This window comes from Prosthecobacter sp. GW821-HT29F12 (genome assembly GCF_058803405.1).
In genome coordinates, this window is record NZ_CM179517.1 from 6,200,795 (window position 1) to 6,222,192 (window position 21,398).

A 21,398-nucleotide genomic window follows, 5' to 3' on the forward strand; every position below is an offset into this window, starting at 1 on the left:
TAGCTAAAGCCTGACTTGTCTGATTTCGGCATCCTGCATGAACTCGTAAAGAACATCATCCACCAATTCAGTTGAGTCGATGCGATATGCTGGTGACAAAGCCAGCCAAGCCATGGGCCAAGGATAGCCGCCACATAAGGCTTCACCGCCATCCCCGAGCTTCAGCGCCGACCGGGTGAGTTCTGTTTTGTAAGTGTCGCCATTGTAAACCAAACCGGTGACGCTGGGCTTGAAATGGCCTTTGAACTCCGTCTCATTTCCGTAAGGAGAGCCGGAGGGGAGTTCGTCACCCCAAGGAAAAAGATGGCATGCCATTGCTGCTTCCAGTTCATCCTCTGTCGGTAGCCGCGTGCCAAATTGTTTAAGCACGCTGTCCACGGCATCGCAATAGTCAGTGAGAGTTTCAGCTGCGGTGAACTGGTCCTGATCAAGCTCCATCAGATTTTTCAGCTTGAGGCATTCTGCAGAGATCTCAAAATCAGGAAGGCTGACAATTCTGCGTTTGGAAAGCCGTTGAGCAGCAAACTCTTCCCAAGCAACAAACCCTGCCATGGAAGTCATGGCATCTTCGGCCAGTGAATGACGCCATCCTAGTTCGAAAGTTCCTCCCGAAATTGTTATGAAACTCATGACGTATGAGTGGACGAAATGAGGGGAAAGGCAATCGTGCGATCTTGCGACTTATATGAAGAATTGCTCCATGATCGCCGCCACCATCGTTCAAGGACATCGTGTCGCCTCCGGCTTGAATGGGAATCCGCGTTTTCCCGGTGGTACGCTGCGCATGCAGCTGCCGTTTTTTGCGGAGCTCGGTTTCGATCTGAGCGCGTTTTATCCCGGCACGCTAAATGTGAGCATTGCACCGCTGAGTTATCGTGTGGTGCAGCCCCGGTATACGTTTCGTGCGCTGAAGTGGCATCCCGAAGATCCGGCGGAGGATTTTTCGTTCTTTGATGTCACGGTGCAGCGCGATGATGCTGAACCCGTTCAAGGATGGATCTACTTCCCGCATCCTGATACGAAGCCGGTGCATTTTCAAAAACCGGACGTGCTGGAACTGCTGCTGCCGTGGACGGAAGGGCTGAGCTATGGGAAGAAAATCAGGCTGGAAGTCCCAGCTGAGCAGATGATGATCGAATCATGATGAAGTTCATTTGCTCCTTTATTTTACTCACCGCTGCGGCTCTGGCGGACACTCAGACCGACATTGAATATGCCAAGGTGGGGGAGACTTCGCTCAAGCTGGATCTGCATCGTCCGCAGGGGGAGAATCCGCCGTTGATCGTGTACGTGCATGGCGGTGGGTGGAGAGCGGGTTCCAAGTCGGATACGCCGATTGTTGATTTGTATGACAAGGGTTTTGCCATCGCGAGTGTGGACTACCGGCTGTCCACGCAGGCGGTGTTTCCAGCGCAGGTGCATGACATCAAGGCGGCGATTCGTTTTCTGCGGGCCAAAGCGGGGTTGTATCATATCAACGCCAGCAAGGTTGCCATCATCGGCTCCTCGGCCGGAGGGCATCTGGCAGCTCTGGTGGGAGTGAGCAATGGGAACCCAGAGCTCGAAGGCAAAGTCGGTGAGCATCTGGATCAAAGCAGCGATGTGCAGGTCATCGTGAGTTTTTTCGGCGCGTCGAATCTGGAGACCATTCTTTCCCAGAGCACTCCGAAGGGCCGTGATTTCCGCATTCCTGCGCTGAAGCTGCTGCTGGGGGATACACCTGACAAAAAGCCCGAACTGGCAAAGCTGGCGAGTCCGGTGACGCATCTGGACAAGAATGATCCGCCGCTGCTGCTGATTCATGGTGATGCGGATCCGCAGATGCCGCCACAGCAGTCGCAGGAACTGGCTAAAGCCTATGAATCCTTGGTCCTGCCGGTGACTTTGATCCTGCTCCCCGGCAGCCTGCATGGCGGTGCGGAGTTTTATGATGAGGAACGCACGGCCATCGTTGCCAAGTTTCTCGACAAGGTGCTGCGTTGAGTCAGAGTGGCGGTTCATGCCGAAACCACTCATTGCCATCACCATGGGCGACCCTGCGGGGGTCGGTCCGGAAATCTGTCTGCAACTGCTCGCCAATGAAGAGGTGTGCGCGATTGCCACGCCGGTGGTTTTTGGGGATGCACGGCTGTTAGCTCGCTGTGCGCGGCAGACAGGACTCCCGGCACCGAAGCGCATCATCAGCGAAATTGAATGGGCGGAGAAGTGCGGGAGCATCGATGAGCCGGCGGTGCTGGATCTTTTTGGTTTTGATGCGGAAGATTTCTCGCCGGGCACGGTGAGTGCCAAGACAGGTGCGGCGGGTTACCGCTTCGTGGAGAAGAGCATCGAGGCCGCACTTTCAAAACAAGTCGCTGCGGTGGCCACGGCGCCGTTGAACAAGGAGGCGCTGTATGCCGCTGGAATCAAGTATCCGGGGCACACGGAGATGTTTGCGGAAAAGATGCAGGCTGAGCGCTCCTGCATGACCTTTTTCTCCGAGGAAATGATCTGCAGTCTGGTGACGGTGCACATTGGTTATCAGGACGTGGTGCCTGCGCTGACGTCCAAGCGCATTCTGGATGTCATTGAGCTTACCGCCGAGGCAGTGCAGCGTGTGCGCGGAAAGAAGCCGCGCATCGCGGTTTGCGGGCTTAATCCTCACGCAGGCGAGCATGGACTGTTTGGCCGTGGTGAAGAGGAATTGATCATCGTACCTGCCATTGAAGCGGCCCGCGCGAAAGGCCACACGATCGAAGGACCGCTGCCACCAGACACCGCATTCATTGCGCCGAAGCGCCGGGCGGTGGATGCCTACATCTGCCTGTATCACGATCAGGCGCTCATTCCCCTGAAGGCACTGGCGTTTGATACGGCGGTGAACACCACGCTGGGGCTGCCGGTGCCGCGCACGAGCGTGGATCACGGCACCGCGTGCGACATCGCGTGGCAGGGCAAAGCCAACGGGCGCAGCCTCGTGGAGGCTGTGCTGCTGGCGGCCAAGATGGCCAAGTAGCCCTGTTCCTGCGAGAAAAGGGGGCCTTGTTGCTGTGCAACTAGGCTACTTTCGGTCAGCCACCCAGCGGGGCACGCAGCCTTGGTGGGCTTGGGTCACCGTGGCGGCAAAATCCGCGAGATAGCCGAAGGGATGGCTGACGGGGAAAGTTACGCGCGGACGAGCATCCAGGTCGGCGTTGACGTGAATGGTGCCTGCGAGCAGGTCGAATTCGATTTCATCGCCATCTTCCACGACGGAAATTGGGCCGCCCACGGCGGCTTCCGGACTGCAATGCACGCCCACTGCCCCACCGGAGACGCCGGAGACACGGGTGTCTGAAAGCAGTGCGACTTTGCCATAGAGCTCTGGCACTGCGAGGGCGGCGCTAGCCACGTGCATTTCCGGCATGCCGAGGGCCACGGGGCCACAGCCACGAATGACAACGATGTGGCCGGGCTGGATGCGTCCGGCGGCTGCGGCATCGGACACGCCTTTGGAATCCGTGAAGCAGATGGCTTTGCCACGGAACTTGGGCTCGTCCAGCGAGGATACTTTGAAGACGATGCCGTCCGGGGCGAGGTTGCCAAAGCAGATCTGGATGTCGGCGAATTCCTTGAACGGCGCATCAATGGGCGCGATGAGTTCATTGGGGAAGGGGACTTCGGCGGCATTGGCGAGGTTTTCCGCCAGCGTCTGGCCGGTGACGGTGATGCAGGAGCCATCCAGCAACCCGGTTTTCATGAGGTGCTTGAGCAGCATGGTGGTGCCGCCAAGGCGATGAAGATCCACCATGGTGCCCCGGCCGCGAGGCGCGAAATTGCACAGGACGGGCGTGCGGCGGCCAATGGCCTGCACGTCACGCAGAGTGAAATCAACGCCTGCTTCACGTGCCACGGCGAGGATGTGCAGCACGCCATTGGTGGAGCCGCCGATGGCGCAGATGGCCGTCATGGCGTTGGTGATGGAGGCCTTGGTGATGATGTCGCGCGGGCGCAGATTCAACTCCAGCAGGCGGCGCACGGCTTTGCCGACGCGCAGGCATTCCTCACGTTTGCCGGCTTCGATGGCAGGCATGGAGGAGGTATCCGGCAGGCTGAGGCCCATGGCCTCAAGCGCGATACCCCAGGTGTTAAAAGAGGCGGCGATGCCGCAGCCACCTGCACCCGGGCAGGCGGTACGGATGATCTGCTCGGACTCCTCGTAGCTCATCGTCCCCTGCTTTTCCTTCGCTGCGGCGTCATAGACGTCGAGGATGGAGGTCGAGTGACCTTTGTGGCAGCCGGGCATGATGCTGCCGCCATTGACGATGAGGCCGGGGTAATTGGTGCGCGCCAGGGCCATGGCGAAGGCCGGGCCGTTTTTGTCGCAATGATGCAGGCCGATGAGAGCATCGTAACAGTGCGAGGTGCAGATCATCTCGGCACCGTTCGCCATGAGATTGCGTGAGCAAAGGGAGGCTGCGCCGCCGACATTGCCCTGCGTGATGTTGTCGCTTACCGGCGAGACGCCGAAGGGGAAGCCGATGAGGCCTGCGTCTTTGCAGCCCTGAGCGATGAGCTGGGCCAGCTCGTGCGCGTGGACGTTGCAGATGTTGCCGTCGAGCAGGGGGGTGCCGATGCCGATCTGCGCCTTGTCGAAATCTTCGGGTTTAAAACCCAGGCCCCAAAAGAAGGCGGTAACGCCGCGCTGCCAGCCATGGGTGAGGTTGTTCGAGTTCCAGTTGAGCGGATGTTCAGTCATGCAGCATGGATGCTAGGCAGGAAGACGTTCCGCGCCAAAAAAAAAGCTCCCGGTCAGTGAACGAACTGACCGGGAGCCCCAACCTAATTTTCAGACAAGTGTGTTCAGGGCTTCGAGCCCCGACGAATTAGAACGCGAAGCTCAGCTTGGTGCCCCAGTAGAGTTCGTTCTGGGTGGTGTTGAGCTGAGTGCGGAGTTTTTCGCCGTGGTTCAACGCCAAGTAGCTCGTCCAGGTAACCGACTTGGTCAGCTTGACTGGGACGGCGAGCGTGTAGAGAACGTGGGTGAAGCCAGAGGTTGAAGCATTCTGCATGCTCTGTCCTTTGTTGCCGACCACGCCGCCACCAGGGATGGAGCCGGAACCGTTGCCGGTGTAGTAATCGATGCCGAAGCCGGTGTTGACGGAAGGCACGATGCTCAGCCAATCGGTGACTGCGAAGGTGTAATCAGCACCGAGGGAGATGTACTGACCACCGATTCGGAAGTCATAGTAATAGCCTGCATAGATGTTGAAGCCCTTGATCGGCACTGCAACGGTCCAGCCAAGCTCACCAGCGCCTTTGAGTGCGAACTCAGGGTCGTTAAGTGCATTGGGGGTGCCGTTGAAGCTGCCACCGTAGTTATCTGGATAGAAGTAGTATTGATACTGCATTCCAAATTTGGCCCAACCCGCGTCGTAGGTCAGATTGGTGATGGCATCGACTTCGGAATATTGGAATCCCTGCTTGGAATAAGTGCCAGCAGGAGCAGTGCTGCCGTTATTTGGGAAGGGAGTGCCAGCGGAGTTGATGTAGGCACCACCGATGCCCCAGGTCAGCTTGTCAGTGATCGGCACGCTGATGTTGAGTGCAGTCCACATGATGTTGTCTGCGAACCAAAGACCGCGGAAGTAGTAGCGGCTGTCGTAGCCGGCGTCGAAGGTGGCTCCGATCGATTCGAAGAGAGCACCTGTTTTTTCTTCCACAGGGACGGGGTTCTTAACAGGGGCGGATGTGCCGGCAGATGCGTTCAGCGCTGCACAGGCAGCAAGAACGGTCACCGACTTGGCAATGAATGATGTCATGCGTTTGGGCTTCATGTGTTGGTCGAGTTTAGTTATTGTTGGTGTTGAGGCGCTGACCGGCCGGGAAGGCAAGCAGCGACTCCATGACAGAGCAGGTGCCGTGCCATGTTATCGCGGCGATCACTTTTTGTTTATTTTCATGAATAAACCATCGTCGCCATAACGACTCTTAAAAGGTTATCGGCTAAAGACCTATTCACGGGAGCCGAGTGCGCCGGCTGAAAAACCAAATATTCTGCATTCTTGGCACCGTGAGGACTGCTTAAAAGAGGCGGCAGAGAAGTGCTGAAGAAGGAGTGGGCCGAGACCGATCCAAAATTTTCTACTGCTATTGGCGGGCAGCACGGTCGGCTTCTTGTGGGATCTCCAAAAAAATCGTGCCTTGCTGGGCTGCAAGAAGAAGAGCAGTGAAGAGAGGCCCCTTCGCTCGCTGAAGTTGCGCTTCATGGACATCAGGACATTGCGTGCTCAAAGAGGCGCGGCGGCATGAAGGTCTGGGGTGTCGGAGACCCCAAAGGCTGACCTCCTGTCCATGGTGCCATTGTTCGGAGCAAATTTTTATCCTGCCTGAAATGAGCCTGAGGAGATGCCAGATGGCGTGAGGCTGGAAGTTGCATGTGGCTATCATGCCCTCAGGTGAAAGGGGGGCTGTGCTCAAGGCAGGAATGGACTTGAAGGATTCTTAGCTCCGCCGGGCCCGGATTTGCATATGAGGCTGCTCAGTAGAATTCACTCAACACAAAAAAACCTCCCGGCTTGCGCCGGGAGGTTAACCTTGAAGGGTTGAATCGTTCAGAGAACGATCTGAATTAGAAGCGGACGCTGAGGGTCACGCCGTAGTACACAATGCTGTGGAACGGGGTGGCAGGGCCGCCGACGGCCGGGAAGGTGCCAGGATAGCTTGTGGCCGAGTGGGCCAGATTCTTCATGGGGCCCATTGGCAGGTTGGCTGCAACGTAGGGGGTGAGGGTCGCACGGCTATTGAGCTTGATTGGGAAATCAATGCCAACGTTGAGTGCGGTCCAGCCGCTGATGCCACCTTGAGCAGCGCTGTTGGTGATCAAGCCGCCACCACCATAGAGGTTGCGGGAAGCCTGGGTGAAGCCAGCGTTGTAGTTCAGGCCATAGCCCAGACCAGCGTGTGGGACGATGCTGATGGCATCGGTCACGGCGATGGTGGACTTGGCGGTGAGGTCGAAGTACCAGCCACCGTTGACGAGGTCATAGTTCGCGCTCGAAGCCAGATTGATCGGGCCGAGGTTGGTGTTGACGCCCAAAGTGAGCTGCTGGATGTCGTTCATGCCGTAGCCACCAGCAGTAACCTGGTTGAGGCCACCGCCATTGGCGAGGGAGCCCATGTTGTGGATGTAGCTGTAGCCGAAGCTGACCGCAGCAGGACCGAAGTCATGCGAAATGGCTGCGCCCAGCTGAAGGCGCTGGAAGGAGTTGGTGTTTTTGATGCCAGCGGCACCAGGGATGGTGCTGATGTTAGGAGAGAAGCTGTCCTGATCGCCTGCGAGGGAGCCGTAGTTCACGTCCCAGAGGAGGGAGGTGCTGCCAGCGCCGTCTTCGGAAGCGCCGCCCACAAGGAGGAGCTCGCCGTTGAGGCCGGAACGGACCCAATGCTGGCCGTAGTTGATGCCACGCCACACGTAGTTGGAGTCGTAGCCGATGGAGGCGGTGATGCCGAGGTCATCGTTCACCGGAGCGGGAGCGATTGGGTTTTTAGGAGCAGGAGCGGATGGTCCGGCCACAACGGGAGTGGCGGCCAGTGCCAAGAACCCCAGCGTTTTCAGCAATGCGTTCAATTTCATAGTCTGATTAGTTTGGTATTAGGTTGGTTGGTTGAGGTCGGACACTCGCATGGGATGGATCAAAGCATGTGCTTTAACCCAAAGTACGTGAGCCGTTCAGCCCCAAAACTAGCAGGGGCCGTAACACGTGAAAAGCAATTTTTGCAATTATGGAACAAATTTTTGCATCCTTAATTGCTGCCTTAATTATATGATTGATCTGTATAACGCAGCCTTCATGCCAATATCGGTGAAATATTGAGATTGAACGGATTGCGGAAAATGGCTAACCCTTGTCATGATTCGTCTGCTGATTTTCACTTTGCTCGTAGTGTGGTCGTTGCCATTGCATTCCAGTGAGCCGTTTCCCCTCATTCATTTGAGAGTCCGGGTGCATCTAATGCAGTCCATTACGAATCCAAGGTTGCAAACGACGCTTAAGGAAAGTGAAGCGCGTGCCCTGTTTGATAAAGTGAACGACATCTGGGCCCAAGCAGGCATTCGATTCGAACTGGAGGGGATTGACAACCTGCAAGCAATTGATCTCGCCCCCAAAAGGTGGTACATCAAGGATCGAGACTGGGTCAAAAAGGCGATACCAACGGATCTGTTCAGTCCCACCGCCATTGACGTTTGTTTTGTGAAGGACATGGGTCCCAACGGCTTTTTTTACGGAGAGCCGGTGGTGGTCTGCGAAAATCCTGAATTTCATAAGGTTTCCGGCGGCGCAGGCAACCCCGTGGCCCGCGTGACGGCCCATGAACTCGGTCACGTTTTGTTCCTGCAGCATCGGCAGGAGCGCACCAATTTGATGGCGTCGGGAAAGAATGGCGTTTCTCTGAACCCGCAGGAGATCAAGGATGCTAGAAAACGGGCGCTGGAGATTGTTGGGCAGTTGCCTCAGTCTTGAGGCTCAAGCGTTTCTCGCAAGACCCTGCCCAGAGCGTGGATCTGTGCGGCAGTGTGCAAGGCGCTGACGGTGATGCGCAGTCTGGCGCTGCCGCGGGCGACGGTAGGATAGCGGATGCAGGGAATGAGGAAGCCGGCCTCACGCAGGTGCGCACTGACTTCCAGAGCGCGCGGCGCTTCACCCAGTATGACCGGCAGAATGGCTGCCGGGCCGGGCTGTGAAGCGATGCCGATTTCAGCCAGCAAGGTTTGTGTTTGCGCTGCATGGCTGAGGACATGGGCCCTCAAGGCATCGCCACGCTCACTGCGAATCAGGTTCAAAATGGAGCTCAGTGCATGAGCCAGATGAACGGGGGGGGCGGTGGAGTAGATGAAGCTGCGTGCACGGTTGATCAGCAGGTCAATGACCTGGCGTGAGGCCGCCAGATAGCCACCGCTGAGGCCGAAAGCCTTGCTCAGGGTGCCCAGATGCAGATCCACCTGCTGATCCACGCCGAGTGCGGCGGCAAGCCCCCGCCCCTGCGGGCCCAGAACACCCACGGCATGGGCTTCGTCCACCAGCAGCCAGGCACCGTGTCTGGCCTTAAGTTCTGCAATCTCCCGCAGCGGGGCAGCATCCCCGTCCATGCTGAAAATCGACTCTGTAACGACGAGCACGCGTCCTTTGGCCGTTTGCAGCAGGCGTTCGAGCTTTTCGAGGTGATTGTGAGGAAAGACACGGATCGTTGCTCCGCTTAAACGTGCTGCATCGACGAGACTGGCATGGCAGAGTTTGTCGAGGATGATCGTGTCGCCCGCACCCATGAGCGCCGGAATCGTCCCCAGTGCCACGGCAAAGCCACTGCTGAAGGTCAGCGCGGCGGCGGTACCTTTGAAATCGGCCAGGGCTTCTTCCAACTCGGCATGCGCACGATGGGTGCCACACACCAGACGTGAGGCGCAAGAGCCGCCGCCGTATTTGGCGATGCCTTCGGCAAGCGCCTGTTTCATCTCATGGGAGTGCGCCAGGCCCAGGTAGTCATTGGAAGAAAAATTGATCCATTCGCGGCCATCGGCACGCACGGTGACTTCGTTCAGCTCATCGAGTGGGCGCAGCTCGCGCCAGAGTCCCTGCGTACGCAACTCATCCAGTTGAGCGGTGATGTCCCATGGGTCGGTGCGTTCCTGCATGCGTTACTCCTTCAGGCGGCGTTCCACCACGTCGTCTTTTGCCACACCGAGGGTCAGTGCCTTCTCATAGTGCCTGCGCGCCAGTTCGATGGCAGGCGGTCGGCGCTCCAGAAGCATCAACGCCATGTTGAAATGAGCGATGCCGTAATCTGGCTTTAGCTCGATCGCGCGCTGCAGTTCCGCTTCAGCCGCATCCGTCCAGCCCAGGCCTTTGGCGGCGATGGCCAGATAATTGTGCGCGCGTGCATCCTCCGGCTCCTCATGAATGGCGCGGGTGAAGCAGGAGATGGCCCGGTAGGTGTCTCCCTGCTTCTGCAGCAGCAGCCCCAGAGCCGTCCATGTTTGTGCGAGCTGCGGATTGATCTGCACGGATTTTTCAAAGCATTCGATGGCTTGCTTGGTGTCTCCTGCCTGCTGCTCGACGGCACCCAGATTGGCCCAGATGAGGGCATTGCCATCGTCGAGCTCCAGCATTTCTTGATAGGCCTTGCGGGCTGCGGGCCAGTCCTGCTTGCCGAAGGCTGCTGCTGCACGTTCACCCAACACCTTGGTGAAAGGGGGCAGCATGCCGGTTTTATCCATCTTGGCCGGGTTGATCGGCGCAGCCTCCTGGGCATGGCTGACCGTGGCCAGAAGCAGCAGCGCGGAGATTTTCAGGGGATTCGAACACAACATGGCAGTGACTATGCGCTGAAATTGGCGCAGGAAAACATCTTGCGTACGGAGCGTGAGAGGGAATGTTCGCCCGAACAGCCTTAATTTATCCATGTTCACCGACACTGACTCCCGCCTCACGGCCCGCCAGCAGGAACTCCTCGAGTACCTGCGCAGCTACCAGCGCACGAACGGTGTGATGCCCTCCACGCGTGACATCCAGCGCCACTTCGGCTTTTCCAGCCAGACCGCCGCGATGAGCCATCTGCGTGCGCTGGAAAAAAAAGGTGTCATTCAGCGACATGCGCACAAAGCCCGCGCTGTCGTCTTTCCTGAAGATCTCGACCGTGCTGAAATCGTCGATATTCCTGTGTTCGGCCAGATTCCCGCCGGCATGGCCGCAGCTGACATGGTGCAGCATGCCGACCGCTGCATCTCTGTGGATGTGAACACCCTAGGCATTCCACGCTCAGCGAAAAGCTTCGCGCTCAAAGTGCGTGGCGAATCCATGATCGGCGCCCTCATTGGCGATGGAGATCTCGTGATTCTCGAGATCCGCGAACCGCGCCCAAAAGACATCGTCGCCGCTCTCATCGATGGTGAGAGCACCTTGAAGCGCTACGTGGTCAAAGATTCTCAGCCCTACCTTCAGGCTGAGAACCCCGAATTTCCTGATCTTCTGCCAGCACGTGAACTTCTCATCCAAGGCGTGATGATCGGGCTCATCCGGCACGTGCGTCAGGGCTGAACTGCTCAGCCGACGTAGCGCGCGCGCAGGTGTTTAATGTGCCACTTGGCATCGGTCGGCTTGCCCGTCGCCTGTGTGATGATCTCCTGAGGCAGCAGGGCGGCACCCTTGCTGTGCACGTTTTCACGCAGCCACTGCAGCAGCGGCGCGTAATCGCATTTTTCCAAGGAGGCTGCGATCTTCCGATTCTTTTTCGCAGAAGCGAAAAGCTGGGCGGCATTCAGGTTTCCCAATGTGTAGGTGGCGAAATACCCCAGGCCGCCCATGCTCCAATGGATGTCCTGCAAGCAGCCGTGGCGGTCGTCCGGAGGTGTCATGCCAAAGAGCTCGCGATACTCCTCGTTCCACACCTTGGGCACGTCCTGGACGGCAAGCTCGCCCTTCACGAGGCGGCGCTCGATGCCGAAGCGCAGGAGGATGTGCAGATCATACGTCGCCTCGTCAGCCTCCACGCGGATGAAGCTGAATTCGCTGCGCAGCATCTCTTTCATGAACGCATCCAGCTTCACTTTGCGCAGGTGCGGGAAGAGCTCCTGGGCGCGGGGCAGCCACTTGGCCCAGAAAGTGCGGCTGCGGCCCACGTGGTTCTCCCACAGGCGGCTCTGGGATTCGTGGATGCCCAGTGAGGCCGCACTGCCGCTCGGCAGGCCGTAGTCCAGACCCGGCAGCCCCTGCTCATACAAACCGTGACCGGCTTCGTGCATCACGCCGAAGAGCGAGGACAGAAAATCCTTGTCGTCATAGCGCGTCGTCAGGCGCACGTCGCCGGGGCCAAGGGTGGTGCAGAAGGGATGTGCCGTCGTATCGATGCGGCCTGCTTCGAAATCAAACCCCAAGCTCTGTGCGATTTCGCGGTTCAAAATCTGCTGCTTCTCGATCGGATAACGACCTTTGAGCGTGCCCGGCTTCACCTTCGCGGATTTCGCCACGGCCTCGCGGGCGATTTCGGCCAGCTGCGGGCGCAGCTTGGCAAACAGCGCGGCCACTTCGCGTGTTTTTGCGCCGCGTTCGTAGAGATCCAGCAGCGCATCGTACGGTTCGTCCTCGTAGCCAAACAGATCTGCCTTTTTGCGTGCAATGCCCAGCACCTTCTCCAGGTGCGGTGCAAACATGGAGAAGTTGGATTTCCCCCGTGCCTCCACCCATGCCGCCTTGGCATGCGCGCAGACCTCGCTTTCCTCCTCCACGAGTTTTTGCGGCAGCTTCGTCGCGCGGTCGATGTCGCGGCGCAGTCCGCGCACGTTCGCTGCGTGGGTCGGATTTTCCTGCGTCTCTGCTTCAGCGCGCTCCAGCAGCTTCAGGGTTTTCTTCGAGGTCAGCAGACCGTGCGCTTTTCCTGTCAGATAGGACAACTGCCGCGCCCGGTGTTCCAGCGCATGCGCTGGCATGTAAGTTTCCTGGTCCCAGCCCAGCACCGCTTCGGTGGAAGTGAGCAGGGCGATTTCAGAAACAACTTCGCGGAGGGATTGGTAGGCGGTCATGTGTGAATGAACTGACAGTGACCGAAGTCATCTTCAAGCACGATTCACGAGTTCCTGTTGTGAAGCTCGGCGCGAATCCATGTCGGTTCGCGGCGAAGGTCGAGAATCGCAAACACCTGCGTTTCGCCAGCTGTTTCTCGGTAGTAGATGCCGAAAGGAAACTTCTCAGAAAGCATCCGATGAAAACCAAAGTGGAGACCATGAATACCGCTGAGCGCCGTCAGCTGCTCGAGGTCTTCGACAATGCGCCGGAGAAAGTAATCTCCAACCCCCTGCTCGATTTCATCATAGAAGTCACGTGCAGCTTCGATGTCTTCCGCCGCTTCCTCCAGGACGATGACTCTCTTCATGACCGGGGCAGGCCAAGTCGTCCTTTGAGTTCTTCAAGCGTGAGAAACTTTCCCTGACCTGCCTCAACCTTGGCCAGACGTTTGGATAGAACATCTCCGTGCCAGGAGGGCGACGACACGTCTTCGGGTGATTTCAGCAATGAGCCCCATATCACCTCCATGGCTTGGAAGCGCTCTGCTACGGTCATGTGCTCGATGTCGGATTCGACGAACATGAGTACAAGGTTATCTTCTTCCCTCAATGCCGCAAGCCTCAAGCAGCCACCGGATGCCACGTAGTCTTGAATTCGATCAGCGAGCGGATTTCCTCTAAGCCCTGCATCTTGTCATCGAACCAGTCGATGGGTTCCTCGGACTTCAGCAAGCGCACGCGCTTCACGCTTTCCGCCGCGCCGAGTTTCAGAGTCTTGCGGTCTGCAGCGTTCACCGCGCCGCTCAGTGCGCGGAGGTGTTCATGCGTGGCAAAGGTGGGCAGCATCTCGCTGCGCTGGCCAGTCAGCAGATTGACCACCCCGCCGGGGAGATCGCTGGTGGCCATCATTTCTCCCAGGAGGATGCTTGGATAGGGCTGGGTGCTGCTGGCAAGCGCGGCGACGCAGTTGCCACTGGTGATGGCGGGCAGGATCAATGAAACCAAGGCCAGCAGCGGTGAGTCATCGGGTGCGATGACGCCAATGATTCCCATCGGTTCCGTCACGGTGAAATTGAAATGAGCGGAGGCGACGGGGTTCACGCTGCCGAGGATCTGCTCATATTTGTCCGTCCAGCCGGCGTAGTGGACCACGCGCTCGATGCTGGCGGTGACTTCACGCGAAGCGTCTGCTTTCGAAGCACCACTTAACGTCAACGCCTCGGCCAGTTCGGCAGCTCGTGCTTCCATCATCTCTGCGAGACGGTATAAAATTTGTCCGCGATTGAAGGCCGAGCGCTTGGCCCAGCCGGGACCCGCTTTCGCGGCTGCTTCGACCGCATTGCGCAGGTCCTTGCGTGTGCATTGCGGGATGTTGGCAAAGAACGCACCGGAGGCGGCATGCAGTGCCGTCACGCGTCCGCTCTCGCTGCGGATGAAGGCTCCGCCAACGTAGCATTTGGGGGTTTTGTTGATGTGGAGGTGGGGAGACATAAGCAACGAATTGGGACAGGATTAACAGAATTTCAGGATCACAGGATTAGATGGATGATTCGGAAGTATTCAGGTGGAGTGTGATGGTCTGGGGAAATCCTGGAATTCGGGAATCTTGTAAATCCTGTCAAAAAAGGCACCGCATCACACAATGCGCAGATAATCCAGCATCCCCTGCTTCCCACCCTCACGCCCAAATCCGCTCTCTTTATATCCTCCAAAAGGACTTGTCGGATCAAACTTGTTGTAGGTGTTAGCCCAGACGACGCCGGCTTTGAGGAGGGTGCTCATCTTGAGGATGCGGCTGCCTTTGTCGGACCAGATGCCGGCGCTGAGGCCGTAGGGTGTGTTGTTGGCTTTCTCGACGGCTTCTTCAGGTGTGCGGAAAGTAAGGATGCTCAGCACGGGGCCGAAGATTTCTTCGCGGGCGATGCGGTGGCTCATGCTGACGTTGGTGAAAATCGTCGGGCGGAAGAAGAAGCCTTTGGCGGGGAGCTTGCAGCCGTTGTCGTATTTTTCCGCACCTTCAGCGCCGCCGCTCTGGACAAGGTCAGTAATTTTGGTGAGCTGCTCGCGGCTGTTGATGGCACCGAGGTCGGTGTTCTTGTCCATAGGGTCACCCAGGCGCAGCACAGCTATGCGGCGCTTCAGTTTGGCCAGCACGGCATCGGCGATGCTTTCCTGCACCAGCAGGCGTGAGCCAGCGCAGCAGACATGACCTTGATTGAAAAAGATACCGTTCACGATGCCCTCCACGGCCTGATCCAGCGGCGCATCATCGAAGACGATGTTGGCGGCCTTGCCGCCGAGTTCCATGGTCAGTTTTTTGTCCGTGCCTGCGAGGCTGCGCATGATGCTTTTCCCTACCTCCGTGCTGCCAGTGAAGGCCACCTTCGTTGTCAGCGGGTGCTGGATCACCGCTGCGCCGGTTTTGCCAGCACCACTAACGATGTTCACCACGCCGTTCGGCAGGCCTGCCTCCTGGCAGATTTCACCAAACTTCAGCGCGGTGATGCTGGTGGTCTCGGCCGGTTTCAGCACCACGCAATTTCCTGCGGCGAGCGCGGGAGCGATCTTCCACGCGAGCATGAGCAGCGGAAAATTCCACGGGATCACCTGTCCCACCACTCCATGCGGCGCCACTTGTCTGCCCGGCGCGATATGCTCCATTTTGTCCGCCCAGCCTGCGTGATAAAAGAAATGCGCCGCCGCCATCGGGATGTCGAAATCGCGCGATTCCTTGATCGGCTTTCCGCCGTCCAGCGTCTCCGCGATGGCAAATTCACGTGCGTGATCCTGCAGCAGTCGTGCGATGCGATAGAGGTATTTGCCGCGTTCCTTTCCCGGCATCTTGCCCCAGACCTTCGTGAACGCCTTTTGCGCCGCCTTGCAGGCTGCGTCGACATCCGACGCGTCTGCCAGCGCTATGTCAGCGATCTTCGTTTCATTCGCCGGATTGATCGTGGCAAAGTATTTTCCCGCATGCGGCGGAACGAAGGACCCGTTGATGAACAAGTCGTAGTGCGGCTTCAATTTCGGGTCCGCTGTCTCAGGAGCTGGATCAAACTCCCACAGATCGCCGAAGACGAGTTCACGGGCGGGATTGGCCTTGGTTCGGGCAGGCGATTTTGGCATGGCGCTAGTGAAGGAGATCAGGAATGAGAGCGAAAGCTATGACGTTCGAGATGATAGTGGCCTGGAGGTAGGTGATCAACGCAACCTGAAAACGCATGGACAGAGAGAGCTTCATGGAGCGAAAGCGCCATAATCTTACTCCAACCGCGAGAAGAATGAATCCGAGCTGGAGCAACCCCGGAAGTCCAATGCGGGGGCTCGCGTAAAAAACAGCGCATGGAATCGCCAAAAAACCAAAAAGGGTGAAAAAGGGTTTCGAGAGGTTGAAAGAGGAGAGAAACAAAAAAATCATGGCCTTAATATCCTTCGGTGGCTTCGCTGAAATTCCACGGGGCCTGATAGGCCCCCGTGCGTTCTTTTTCGAGCTGGCGCACGAGGTCATTGAGCAACGCGGAAGCGCCGAAGCGGTAGCGGCGGTTGTTGAGCCATTCGTCGCCGAGGGTTTCTTTGACGGCGATGAGGAAGTGCAACGCCTGTTTGGCGGTGCGGATGCCGCCAGCGGGCTTCATGGCGATGGGGATGCCCGTGGCGAGGAAGTGGTCGCGGATGGCCTCCAGCATGACCTGATTGTTGCCGAGCGTGGCATTGGACGATGTTTTGCCCGTGCTGGTCTTGATGAAGTCACCAGGACGGATCACGCGCATGGCCAGGAAGCTGGCGGCGCGAATGTTATCAAAAGTTTCGAGCTCACTGACTTCGAGAATGACCTTGAGCGTGGACTGGCCGCAGGCTTCGACCACGGCGGCGATCTCATCCTGCATACGGCCGAATTCACCGCTGAGAAAGGCGCCGCGATTGATCACCATGTCGATTTCATCGGCCCCATCGTTCACGGCGGCGGTGACTTCCGCGAGGCGGGTTTTGAGGGGGGCCTGCCCGCTTGGGAAAGCGGTGGCGACGGAGGCGATTCTCACCGAGGTGCCGCCGACATGCTTCTTCGCGTGCTTCACCATCGCGGGATACACGCAGACGGCGGCCGTGGGTGGGATGTCTCCCACATCATGCGGGTGCAGCGCCTTCTGGCACAGGGAGGCCACTTTGCCGGGCGTGTCCTTGCCTTCGAGCGTGGTCAGATCGACCATAGACACAGCGAGGCGCAGGCCGAAGACCTTCGAATTCTTCTTGAGGCTGCGTGTGGTGAATTTCGCCACACGCTCTTCAATGCCGACTTGATCGACGGTGCCGATCTCATCGAGGAGACGGCGGAGGCTGGTGGGCGCTTTGGCGGCTGGCATGGAACTCATTTACATGTGAGACAGCGTTGCTGACAATGACAGAATCTGTGCTCGCAGATTCTCCGGGCCGCGTATGCTTGGGTACCATGAGCAACATGATCCCTCTAGTGTATGATTCGCCGATTTTTCGCATGGCCTGTCAGCAGTTTGATCTGGTGGCCGACTTTTTGGACATTCCAGAAAATGCCCGTGACCGCCTGAAAATGCCCAAGCGCGCCGTGAGCGTGGCCATGCCCGTGCGGCGGGACGATGGCAGCACCACCGTTTTTATGGGCTACCGCGTCCAGCATCATCTCACACTGGGGCCCACCAAGGGCGGTGTGCGCTTTCACCCCGATGTGACGCTGGGAGAAGTGGGTGCCCTGGCCATGTGGATGAGCTGGAAATGCGCGCTCACCGGCCTGCCATATGGCGGTGCCAAAGGCGGCGTGACCTGCGATCCGCGGGCGCTTTCGCTCGGTGAACTGGAGCGTGTGACGCGGCGCTACACGCAGGAGTTGATCCCGTTCATCGGCCCGCAGATCGACATCCCTGCGCCGGACATGGGCACCAACGAGCAGACCATGGCCTGGATGATGGACACCTATTCACTGCAAAGCGGCCACTGCGTGCCCGCGGTGGTGACGGGCAAGCCGGTGGGTTTGGGCGGCTCGCTGGGACGCAAGGAATCGACCGGTCGCGGCGTGGCCTACTTGATTTCTCGCGCCATGGACACCGTGGGAATTACAGCCCAGGGCGCGACGGCGGTGGTGCAAGGCTACGGCAACGTTGGTGCCGTGGCGGCAGCGTCCTTGAACCGCATGGGACTCAAGGTCATCGCCGTGAGCGATGCGTTTGGCGGTTTGCACAATGCGAACGGCATCGATCTGGCCAAACTCGACGAACACGTGGCGAAAACACGCAGCATCGTTGGCTTTGAAGGCGCAGACGCGATCACCAACGAGCAACTGCTGGTCACGCCCTGCGATGTGCTGGTTCCCGCCGCGATGGAGCGCCAGATTACTGGTGAAAATGCCGCGAAAATCCAGTGCCGCATCCTCGCTGAAGGCGCGAACGGCCCGACCACGCCCGAGGCCGATGCCATCATTGCCCAGCGTCCTGAAATCTTCGTGATCCCCGATATTCTCTGCAATGCCGGCGGCGTGATCGTCTCCTACTTCGAATGGGTGCAGGATTTGCAGAGCTTCTTCTGGGACGAAGGCGAAGTGATGAGCAAGCTCTACCGCATCCTGGAGCAGGCCTTTGTGCAGGCCCTCAACTTCAGTAAGAAGCGCAACGTCAGCATGCGCTTCGCCGCCCTGAGCCTGGGCATCCAGCGCGTGCATGAGGCCAAGCAGATGCGTGGGTTGTTCCCGTGATGTCGTAGGATGGGTGTGGCGACAGCCCGTCCGTCCATGAGCGTACGGCAAAACACAACAGCATGCGAACGTCCTCGAAGTCGGGCGGTTTGGCGAAGCGGACTGAAGCTGTTGAACAATCGGCAGCGCGCCAAATACACCCAACCTACGAATGCCTACTGCATGATCTCTGTCGGACACTCCGGCAGGGATGACAGGAACGCCCGTCCATACGGCTTGGTAAGAATGCGGTTGTCCAAGATGGCGCAGATGCCTTTGTCGGTGGCGGTGCGGATGAGGCGGCCGACGCCTTGGCGGAGTTTGAGGATGGCCTCGGGCACGCTGTATTCGGTGAAGGGATTGAGGCCCTGTGCTTCGAGGTGCTCGATGCGTGAGGCGGTCAGCGGATGGTCGGGCACCGCAAAGGGCAGGCGTGTGATGATGACATTGCTCAAGGCTTCGCCGGGCACATCGACGCCGGTCCAGAAGCTGTCGGTGCCGCAGAGCACGCTGTGGGTGTCGTTCTTGAATTCGGCGAGCATCTGATGCCGTGGCATGCCGCGTCCCTGCACCAGCAACCGCCAGCCGCGCTTTTCACAGTGCGCTTCCAGGTTGTCAGCCAGAGAGGCCATCTGGCTGTAGCTGGTGAAGAGGATGAAGGCGCGACCGCTGCTGAGATCGATGAAATGGGTGATCCAGTGCTCCAACCTGTCGAGGTAGCCGGGTTCTGAGGGCTGTGGCATCTTTTTGAGCAGATAGAGCTTCATCTGCTTTTTAAAATCGAACGGGCTCTCAATGCAGGCCGCACGGGCATCCTCAGCGCCGACGCGATTGCGGAAGTAGTTCAACTCCGTGTCATCGCCGATGCCAAGCGTGGCGCTGGTGAAGACGCAGGCCTTGTGGCTGGCGAAGAAGATCTGTCGCAGACGTGGCGCGACATCGACGGGCGCGGTGTGAAAAGAGACGATGCGGTTTTCGTGGCTGGTGCGCTCCACCCAATGGACATGGTCTTCGTTTTCCTGATCAAGGAAGGCCTTGATGCCGACACGAATGGCCGTGAGGCGTTTGGAGAGATCAAGAAGTTCGAGCTTGGTGCCTTCGCGATCGACGGCATCGCCTGCTTTCTGGGCACGCAGTGCGAGGCGTTGCAACGGCAGGCTCAGGGTGTCTTCAATCAAGCCGGCTTCACGCACGCGGAATTCACGGCCCATGGCGTTGAATTTGCACGCGGCCTCGGCGGCACGGAAAAAGGTGTCCACGCTATCCAGCGTTTGCAGGACTTCTCGAACGCCGTCTTTGTCGCCGACGAGTTGGAAGAATCCTTTGCGGCTCTTCGGATTGTGCAGTCGGCCCAGCTCGAATTTGATGTTCGATTCGCTGATGTGGAGGCCGAAGGCGCGCGCGGCCACGTTCTCGATGGTGTGGGCCTCGTCGAGAATGACGAAGTCGCGTGGAAAGAGGAAGTTGCAGTCCTCGGTGCTGGTTTCATCAGCGGAGGCCAGCAGCGTGAAGAAGAGCGTATGATTGAGCACCACCACGTCTGCCTGCTCCATGCGGCGGCGCACGTCCTGATACCAGCAGCGGCTGCCGGGCGGGCAGCGGCGCGGGGTGCAGGCATGCGGCTCGCTGCACACCAGCGACCACACGCGTGCGCTGGGGGTGAAGTCGAGATCGCTCAGCGTGCCGTCCTCGGTTTCGGCCACCCAGTCGAGCAGCATCTTCAATTCGCTGGCTTCGGAGGTGGAGAAGAGGTCGCCAGACTCATTGAGCGCACGCTTCAGACGCGTGGGGCAGATGTAGTTGCCACGGCCTTTGAGAATCTCCGCATGGAAATCGCCGATGAGCTGTTTCACGATGGGAATGTCCTTCGTGATGAGCTGCTCCTGCAGATTGATCGTGTGGGTGCAGATGATGGCCTTGCGCTTCTGCTCCAGGGCAAACGTGACGGCGGGAACGAGGTAGGCGAGGGACTTGCCGACGCCCGTCGCGGCCTCGCACACGAAGGCATGGTTGCCGTCCAGCGCCGCGCCGACCAGTTCCGCCATGCGCTGCTGCTGCGGGCGGTATTCAAACTGCGGCGACTCGGACATCTTGCCCTGGTCCGAGAAGGCGTAATGCATGCGCGGCGCCAGTGGCGGCCGCGAGATGCGGCCTGTCATTCCTTCTTCGTGATCTTCAGCGACGTGAAACATGCGGGGGTGGTGATAGCAGAGAGCGCAGCCTTCAGGGCAATGGGGTTTTTGAGCAAGGGGTCATTTTTCGCGTTCGAACCACACGACATGCAGCCCGAGCTTTTCCGCCAGCTGACGGCCTGCATCCGGGCCCAGGACCAGCAGAGCCGTGGCGAAGCCATCGGCCTGAGCTGCGCTGGAATGAATGACGCTGACCGAGGCGAGCTTGTGCTCAATGGGGCTGCCCGTGCGCGGATCCAGAACGTGCGCGTAGTCTTTCCCATCCGCAGAGAAATGCTGCCGGTAGACACCGCTGGTGGCGATGGCCTGATCTTTAAGCCGGAGCGTCTGCGCCGATTCACCGGGCGGTGCTGCGGGTGTCTGAATGCCGACGCGCCATTCACCGCGCGCGAGGACTTCGCCTCCGATTTCGAGGAGGAAATGGGCGTGGCCTTTGGATTCCAAATACTGCGCGAGGTGATCCATGGCCCAGCCTTCCGCGACGGCGCTGACATTGATGCGCAGTTCGGGAATGTCTTTGCGCAGGGCAGGGGGATCGTGGCGGGTATGCAGATGCTGCCAGCCGCATAGGGCTTTGGCATCCGCGATCTCGGCCTCTGTGGGTGCGGTGTCGCGTCTGCCTTTGGCACCGAAGCCCCACAGATCGATGAGCGGAGCGAGGGTGATGTCGAGCACGTGATCCGTATCGACACCAATTTGCTGTGCGAGTTCGACAACTTCGATGAGTTCAGCCGGCACTGCGACCCAGTCAGTGCTGATGGAGGCATTGAAGCGCGAAAGGGCGGAGTCAGGCTGCCAGTGGCTGAGGATGGACTCCCAGACATCGAGCTGCTGTTGAATCTCTTTTTGGGAGATGAAGCCAGCCCCACCATCCACTCTCAGGCTCCACGTTGTGCCCATGGTGCGACCGCCGAGAGTGACGGGCTGGTCATCACGAGAGCAGCTGCAGAGAAGCAGGAGCAAAAGAGCAAAACGCATGATGAGAGAAAGT

The 21,398-nt window shown here is 58.7% G+C and carries 20 protein-coding genes; 6 read left to right on the plus strand and 14 right to left on the minus strand.

The window, feature by feature from the left end; translation table 11 throughout:
- Positions 1–3 precede the first annotated feature (3 nt).
- Complete coding sequence (locus AC3RLQ_RS25665; protein ID WP_493031519.1) at positions 4–630, minus strand: hypothetical protein; 627 nt, start codon at positions 628–630, stop codon at positions 4–6.
- A gap of 70 nt (positions 631–700) precedes the next feature.
- Between AC3RLQ_RS25665 and AC3RLQ_RS25670 the strand changes: the two genes are divergently transcribed.
- The 3 genes from AC3RLQ_RS25670 to pdxA are packed head-to-tail and all read left to right on the plus strand — an operon-like array spanning position 701 to position 2,995.
- Positions 701–1,144, plus strand: coding sequence for a hypothetical protein (locus AC3RLQ_RS25670; protein WP_493031520.1), 444 nt, complete (start codon positions 701–703; stop codon positions 1,142–1,144).
- Positions 1,141–1,983 (plus strand): alpha/beta fold hydrolase, encoded by an 843-nt coding sequence (locus tag AC3RLQ_RS25675; protein WP_493031522.1) that lies wholly within the window; start codon positions 1,141–1,143, stop codon positions 1,981–1,983. The genes AC3RLQ_RS25670 and AC3RLQ_RS25675 overlap by 4 nt, the downstream gene beginning before the upstream one ends.
- A 16-nt stretch (positions 1,984–1,999) precedes the next feature.
- On the plus strand, positions 2,000–2,995 hold the full coding sequence (gene pdxA / locus AC3RLQ_RS25680) for a 4-hydroxythreonine-4-phosphate dehydrogenase PdxA (RefSeq protein ID WP_493031523.1): 996 nt from the start codon (positions 2,000–2,002) through the stop codon (positions 2,993–2,995).
- Positions 2,996–3,040: 45 nt separating this feature from the next.
- Here pdxA and ilvD read toward each other — a convergent pair whose 3' ends face one another.
- From ilvD to AC3RLQ_RS25695, 3 genes are all read right to left on the minus strand, one after another.
- A complete protein-coding gene (gene ilvD, locus AC3RLQ_RS25685; protein ID WP_493031524.1) occupies positions 3,041–4,717 on the minus strand; it encodes a dihydroxy-acid dehydratase in 1,677 nt (558 codons plus the stop codon).
- Between the two features lie 127 nt (positions 4,718–4,844).
- Positions 4,845–5,780 (minus strand): hypothetical protein, encoded by a 936-nt coding sequence (locus AC3RLQ_RS25690; RefSeq protein ID WP_493031526.1) that lies wholly within the window; start codon positions 5,778–5,780, stop codon positions 4,845–4,847.
- An 809-nt stretch (positions 5,781–6,589) separates the two neighbouring features.
- The gene (locus tag AC3RLQ_RS25695; protein ID WP_493031527.1) at positions 6,590–7,594 is read right to left on the minus strand and encodes a hypothetical protein; all 1,005 of its coding nucleotides are present in this window, start codon (positions 7,592–7,594) and stop codon (positions 6,590–6,592) included.
- A 277-nt stretch (positions 7,595–7,871) separates the two neighbouring features.
- Here AC3RLQ_RS25695 and AC3RLQ_RS25700 point away from each other — a divergent pair, with 277 nt between their 5' ends.
- Positions 7,872–8,483 (plus strand): hypothetical protein, encoded by a 612-nt coding sequence (locus tag AC3RLQ_RS25700; RefSeq protein ID WP_493031528.1) that lies wholly within the window; start codon positions 7,872–7,874, stop codon positions 8,481–8,483.
- Here AC3RLQ_RS25700 and bioF read toward each other — a convergent pair.
- Complete coding sequence (gene bioF / locus AC3RLQ_RS25705; protein WP_493031529.1) at positions 8,474–9,652, minus strand: 8-amino-7-oxononanoate synthase; 1,179 nt, start codon at positions 9,650–9,652, stop codon at positions 8,474–8,476. The genes AC3RLQ_RS25700 and bioF overlap by 10 nt on opposite strands.
- Positions 9,653–9,655: 3 nt before the next feature.
- Positions 9,656–10,327: a tetratricopeptide repeat protein gene (locus AC3RLQ_RS25710; RefSeq protein WP_493031531.1), complete on the minus strand. Its 672-nt coding sequence runs from the start codon at positions 10,325–10,327 to the stop codon at positions 9,656–9,658.
- A 91-nt stretch (positions 10,328–10,418) separates the two neighbouring features.
- Between AC3RLQ_RS25710 and lexA the strand changes: the two genes are divergently transcribed.
- Complete coding sequence (gene lexA / locus AC3RLQ_RS25715; protein WP_422321518.1) at positions 10,419–11,054, plus strand: transcriptional repressor LexA; 636 nt, start codon at positions 10,419–10,421, stop codon at positions 11,052–11,054.
- A gap of 5 nt (positions 11,055–11,059) precedes the next feature.
- Here the strand turns inward: lexA and AC3RLQ_RS25720 are convergent, their stop codons facing one another.
- The 6 genes from AC3RLQ_RS25720 to deoC all read right to left on the minus strand — a co-directional run bounded on the left by AC3RLQ_RS25720 (position 11,060) and on the right by deoC (position 16,878).
- Positions 11,060–12,535 carry a carboxypeptidase M32 gene (locus tag AC3RLQ_RS25720; protein ID WP_493031532.1) on the minus strand — a complete coding sequence of 492 codons (1,476 nt, stop codon included), beginning with the start codon at positions 12,533–12,535 and terminating at the stop codon, positions 11,060–11,062.
- A gap of 44 nt (positions 12,536–12,579) precedes the next feature.
- A complete protein-coding gene (locus tag AC3RLQ_RS25725) occupies positions 12,580–12,885 on the minus strand; it encodes a type II toxin-antitoxin system RelE/ParE family toxin (RefSeq protein WP_493031535.1) in 306 nt (101 codons plus the stop codon).
- Entirely contained in the window at positions 12,882–13,100 is a 219-nt protein-coding gene (locus AC3RLQ_RS25730; protein ID WP_422321521.1) for an addiction module protein, read from the minus strand. The genes AC3RLQ_RS25725 and AC3RLQ_RS25730 overlap by 4 nt, the downstream gene beginning before the upstream one ends.
- Positions 13,101–13,138: 38 nt before the next feature.
- A complete protein-coding gene (locus tag AC3RLQ_RS25735) occupies positions 13,139–14,008 on the minus strand; it encodes an aldehyde dehydrogenase family protein (RefSeq protein WP_493031537.1) in 870 nt (289 codons plus the stop codon).
- A gap of 144 nt (positions 14,009–14,152) precedes the next feature.
- Positions 14,153–15,583 carry an aldehyde dehydrogenase family protein gene (locus AC3RLQ_RS25740; RefSeq protein ID WP_493038761.1) on the minus strand — a complete coding sequence of 477 codons (1,431 nt, stop codon included), beginning with the start codon at positions 15,581–15,583 and terminating at the stop codon, positions 14,153–14,155.
- Between the two features lie 356 nt (positions 15,584–15,939).
- Positions 15,940–16,878: a deoxyribose-phosphate aldolase gene (gene deoC, locus AC3RLQ_RS25745; RefSeq protein ID WP_493031538.1), complete on the minus strand. Its 939-nt coding sequence runs from the start codon at positions 16,876–16,878 to the stop codon at positions 15,940–15,942.
- A gap of 86 nt (positions 16,879–16,964) precedes the next feature.
- On the opposite strand from deoC, the gene AC3RLQ_RS25750 reads away from it, so the two are divergent.
- Complete coding sequence (locus AC3RLQ_RS25750) at positions 16,965–18,236, plus strand: Glu/Leu/Phe/Val family dehydrogenase (RefSeq protein WP_493031539.1); 1,272 nt, start codon at positions 16,965–16,967, stop codon at positions 18,234–18,236.
- A 155-nt stretch (positions 18,237–18,391) separates the two neighbouring features.
- Here the strand turns inward: AC3RLQ_RS25750 and AC3RLQ_RS25755 are convergent, their stop codons facing one another.
- Together AC3RLQ_RS25755 and AC3RLQ_RS25760 are read right to left on the minus strand one after the other, a co-directional pair.
- Positions 18,392–20,407, minus strand: a complete 2,016-nt coding sequence (locus AC3RLQ_RS25755; RefSeq protein WP_493031540.1) for an ATP-dependent DNA helicase — start codon at positions 20,405–20,407, stop codon at positions 18,392–18,394.
- A gap of 60 nt (positions 20,408–20,467) precedes the next feature.
- Positions 20,468–21,385, minus strand: coding sequence for an FAD:protein FMN transferase (locus AC3RLQ_RS25760; protein WP_493031541.1), 918 nt, complete (start codon positions 21,383–21,385; stop codon positions 20,468–20,470).
- Positions 21,386–21,398: the final 13 nt, after the last annotated feature.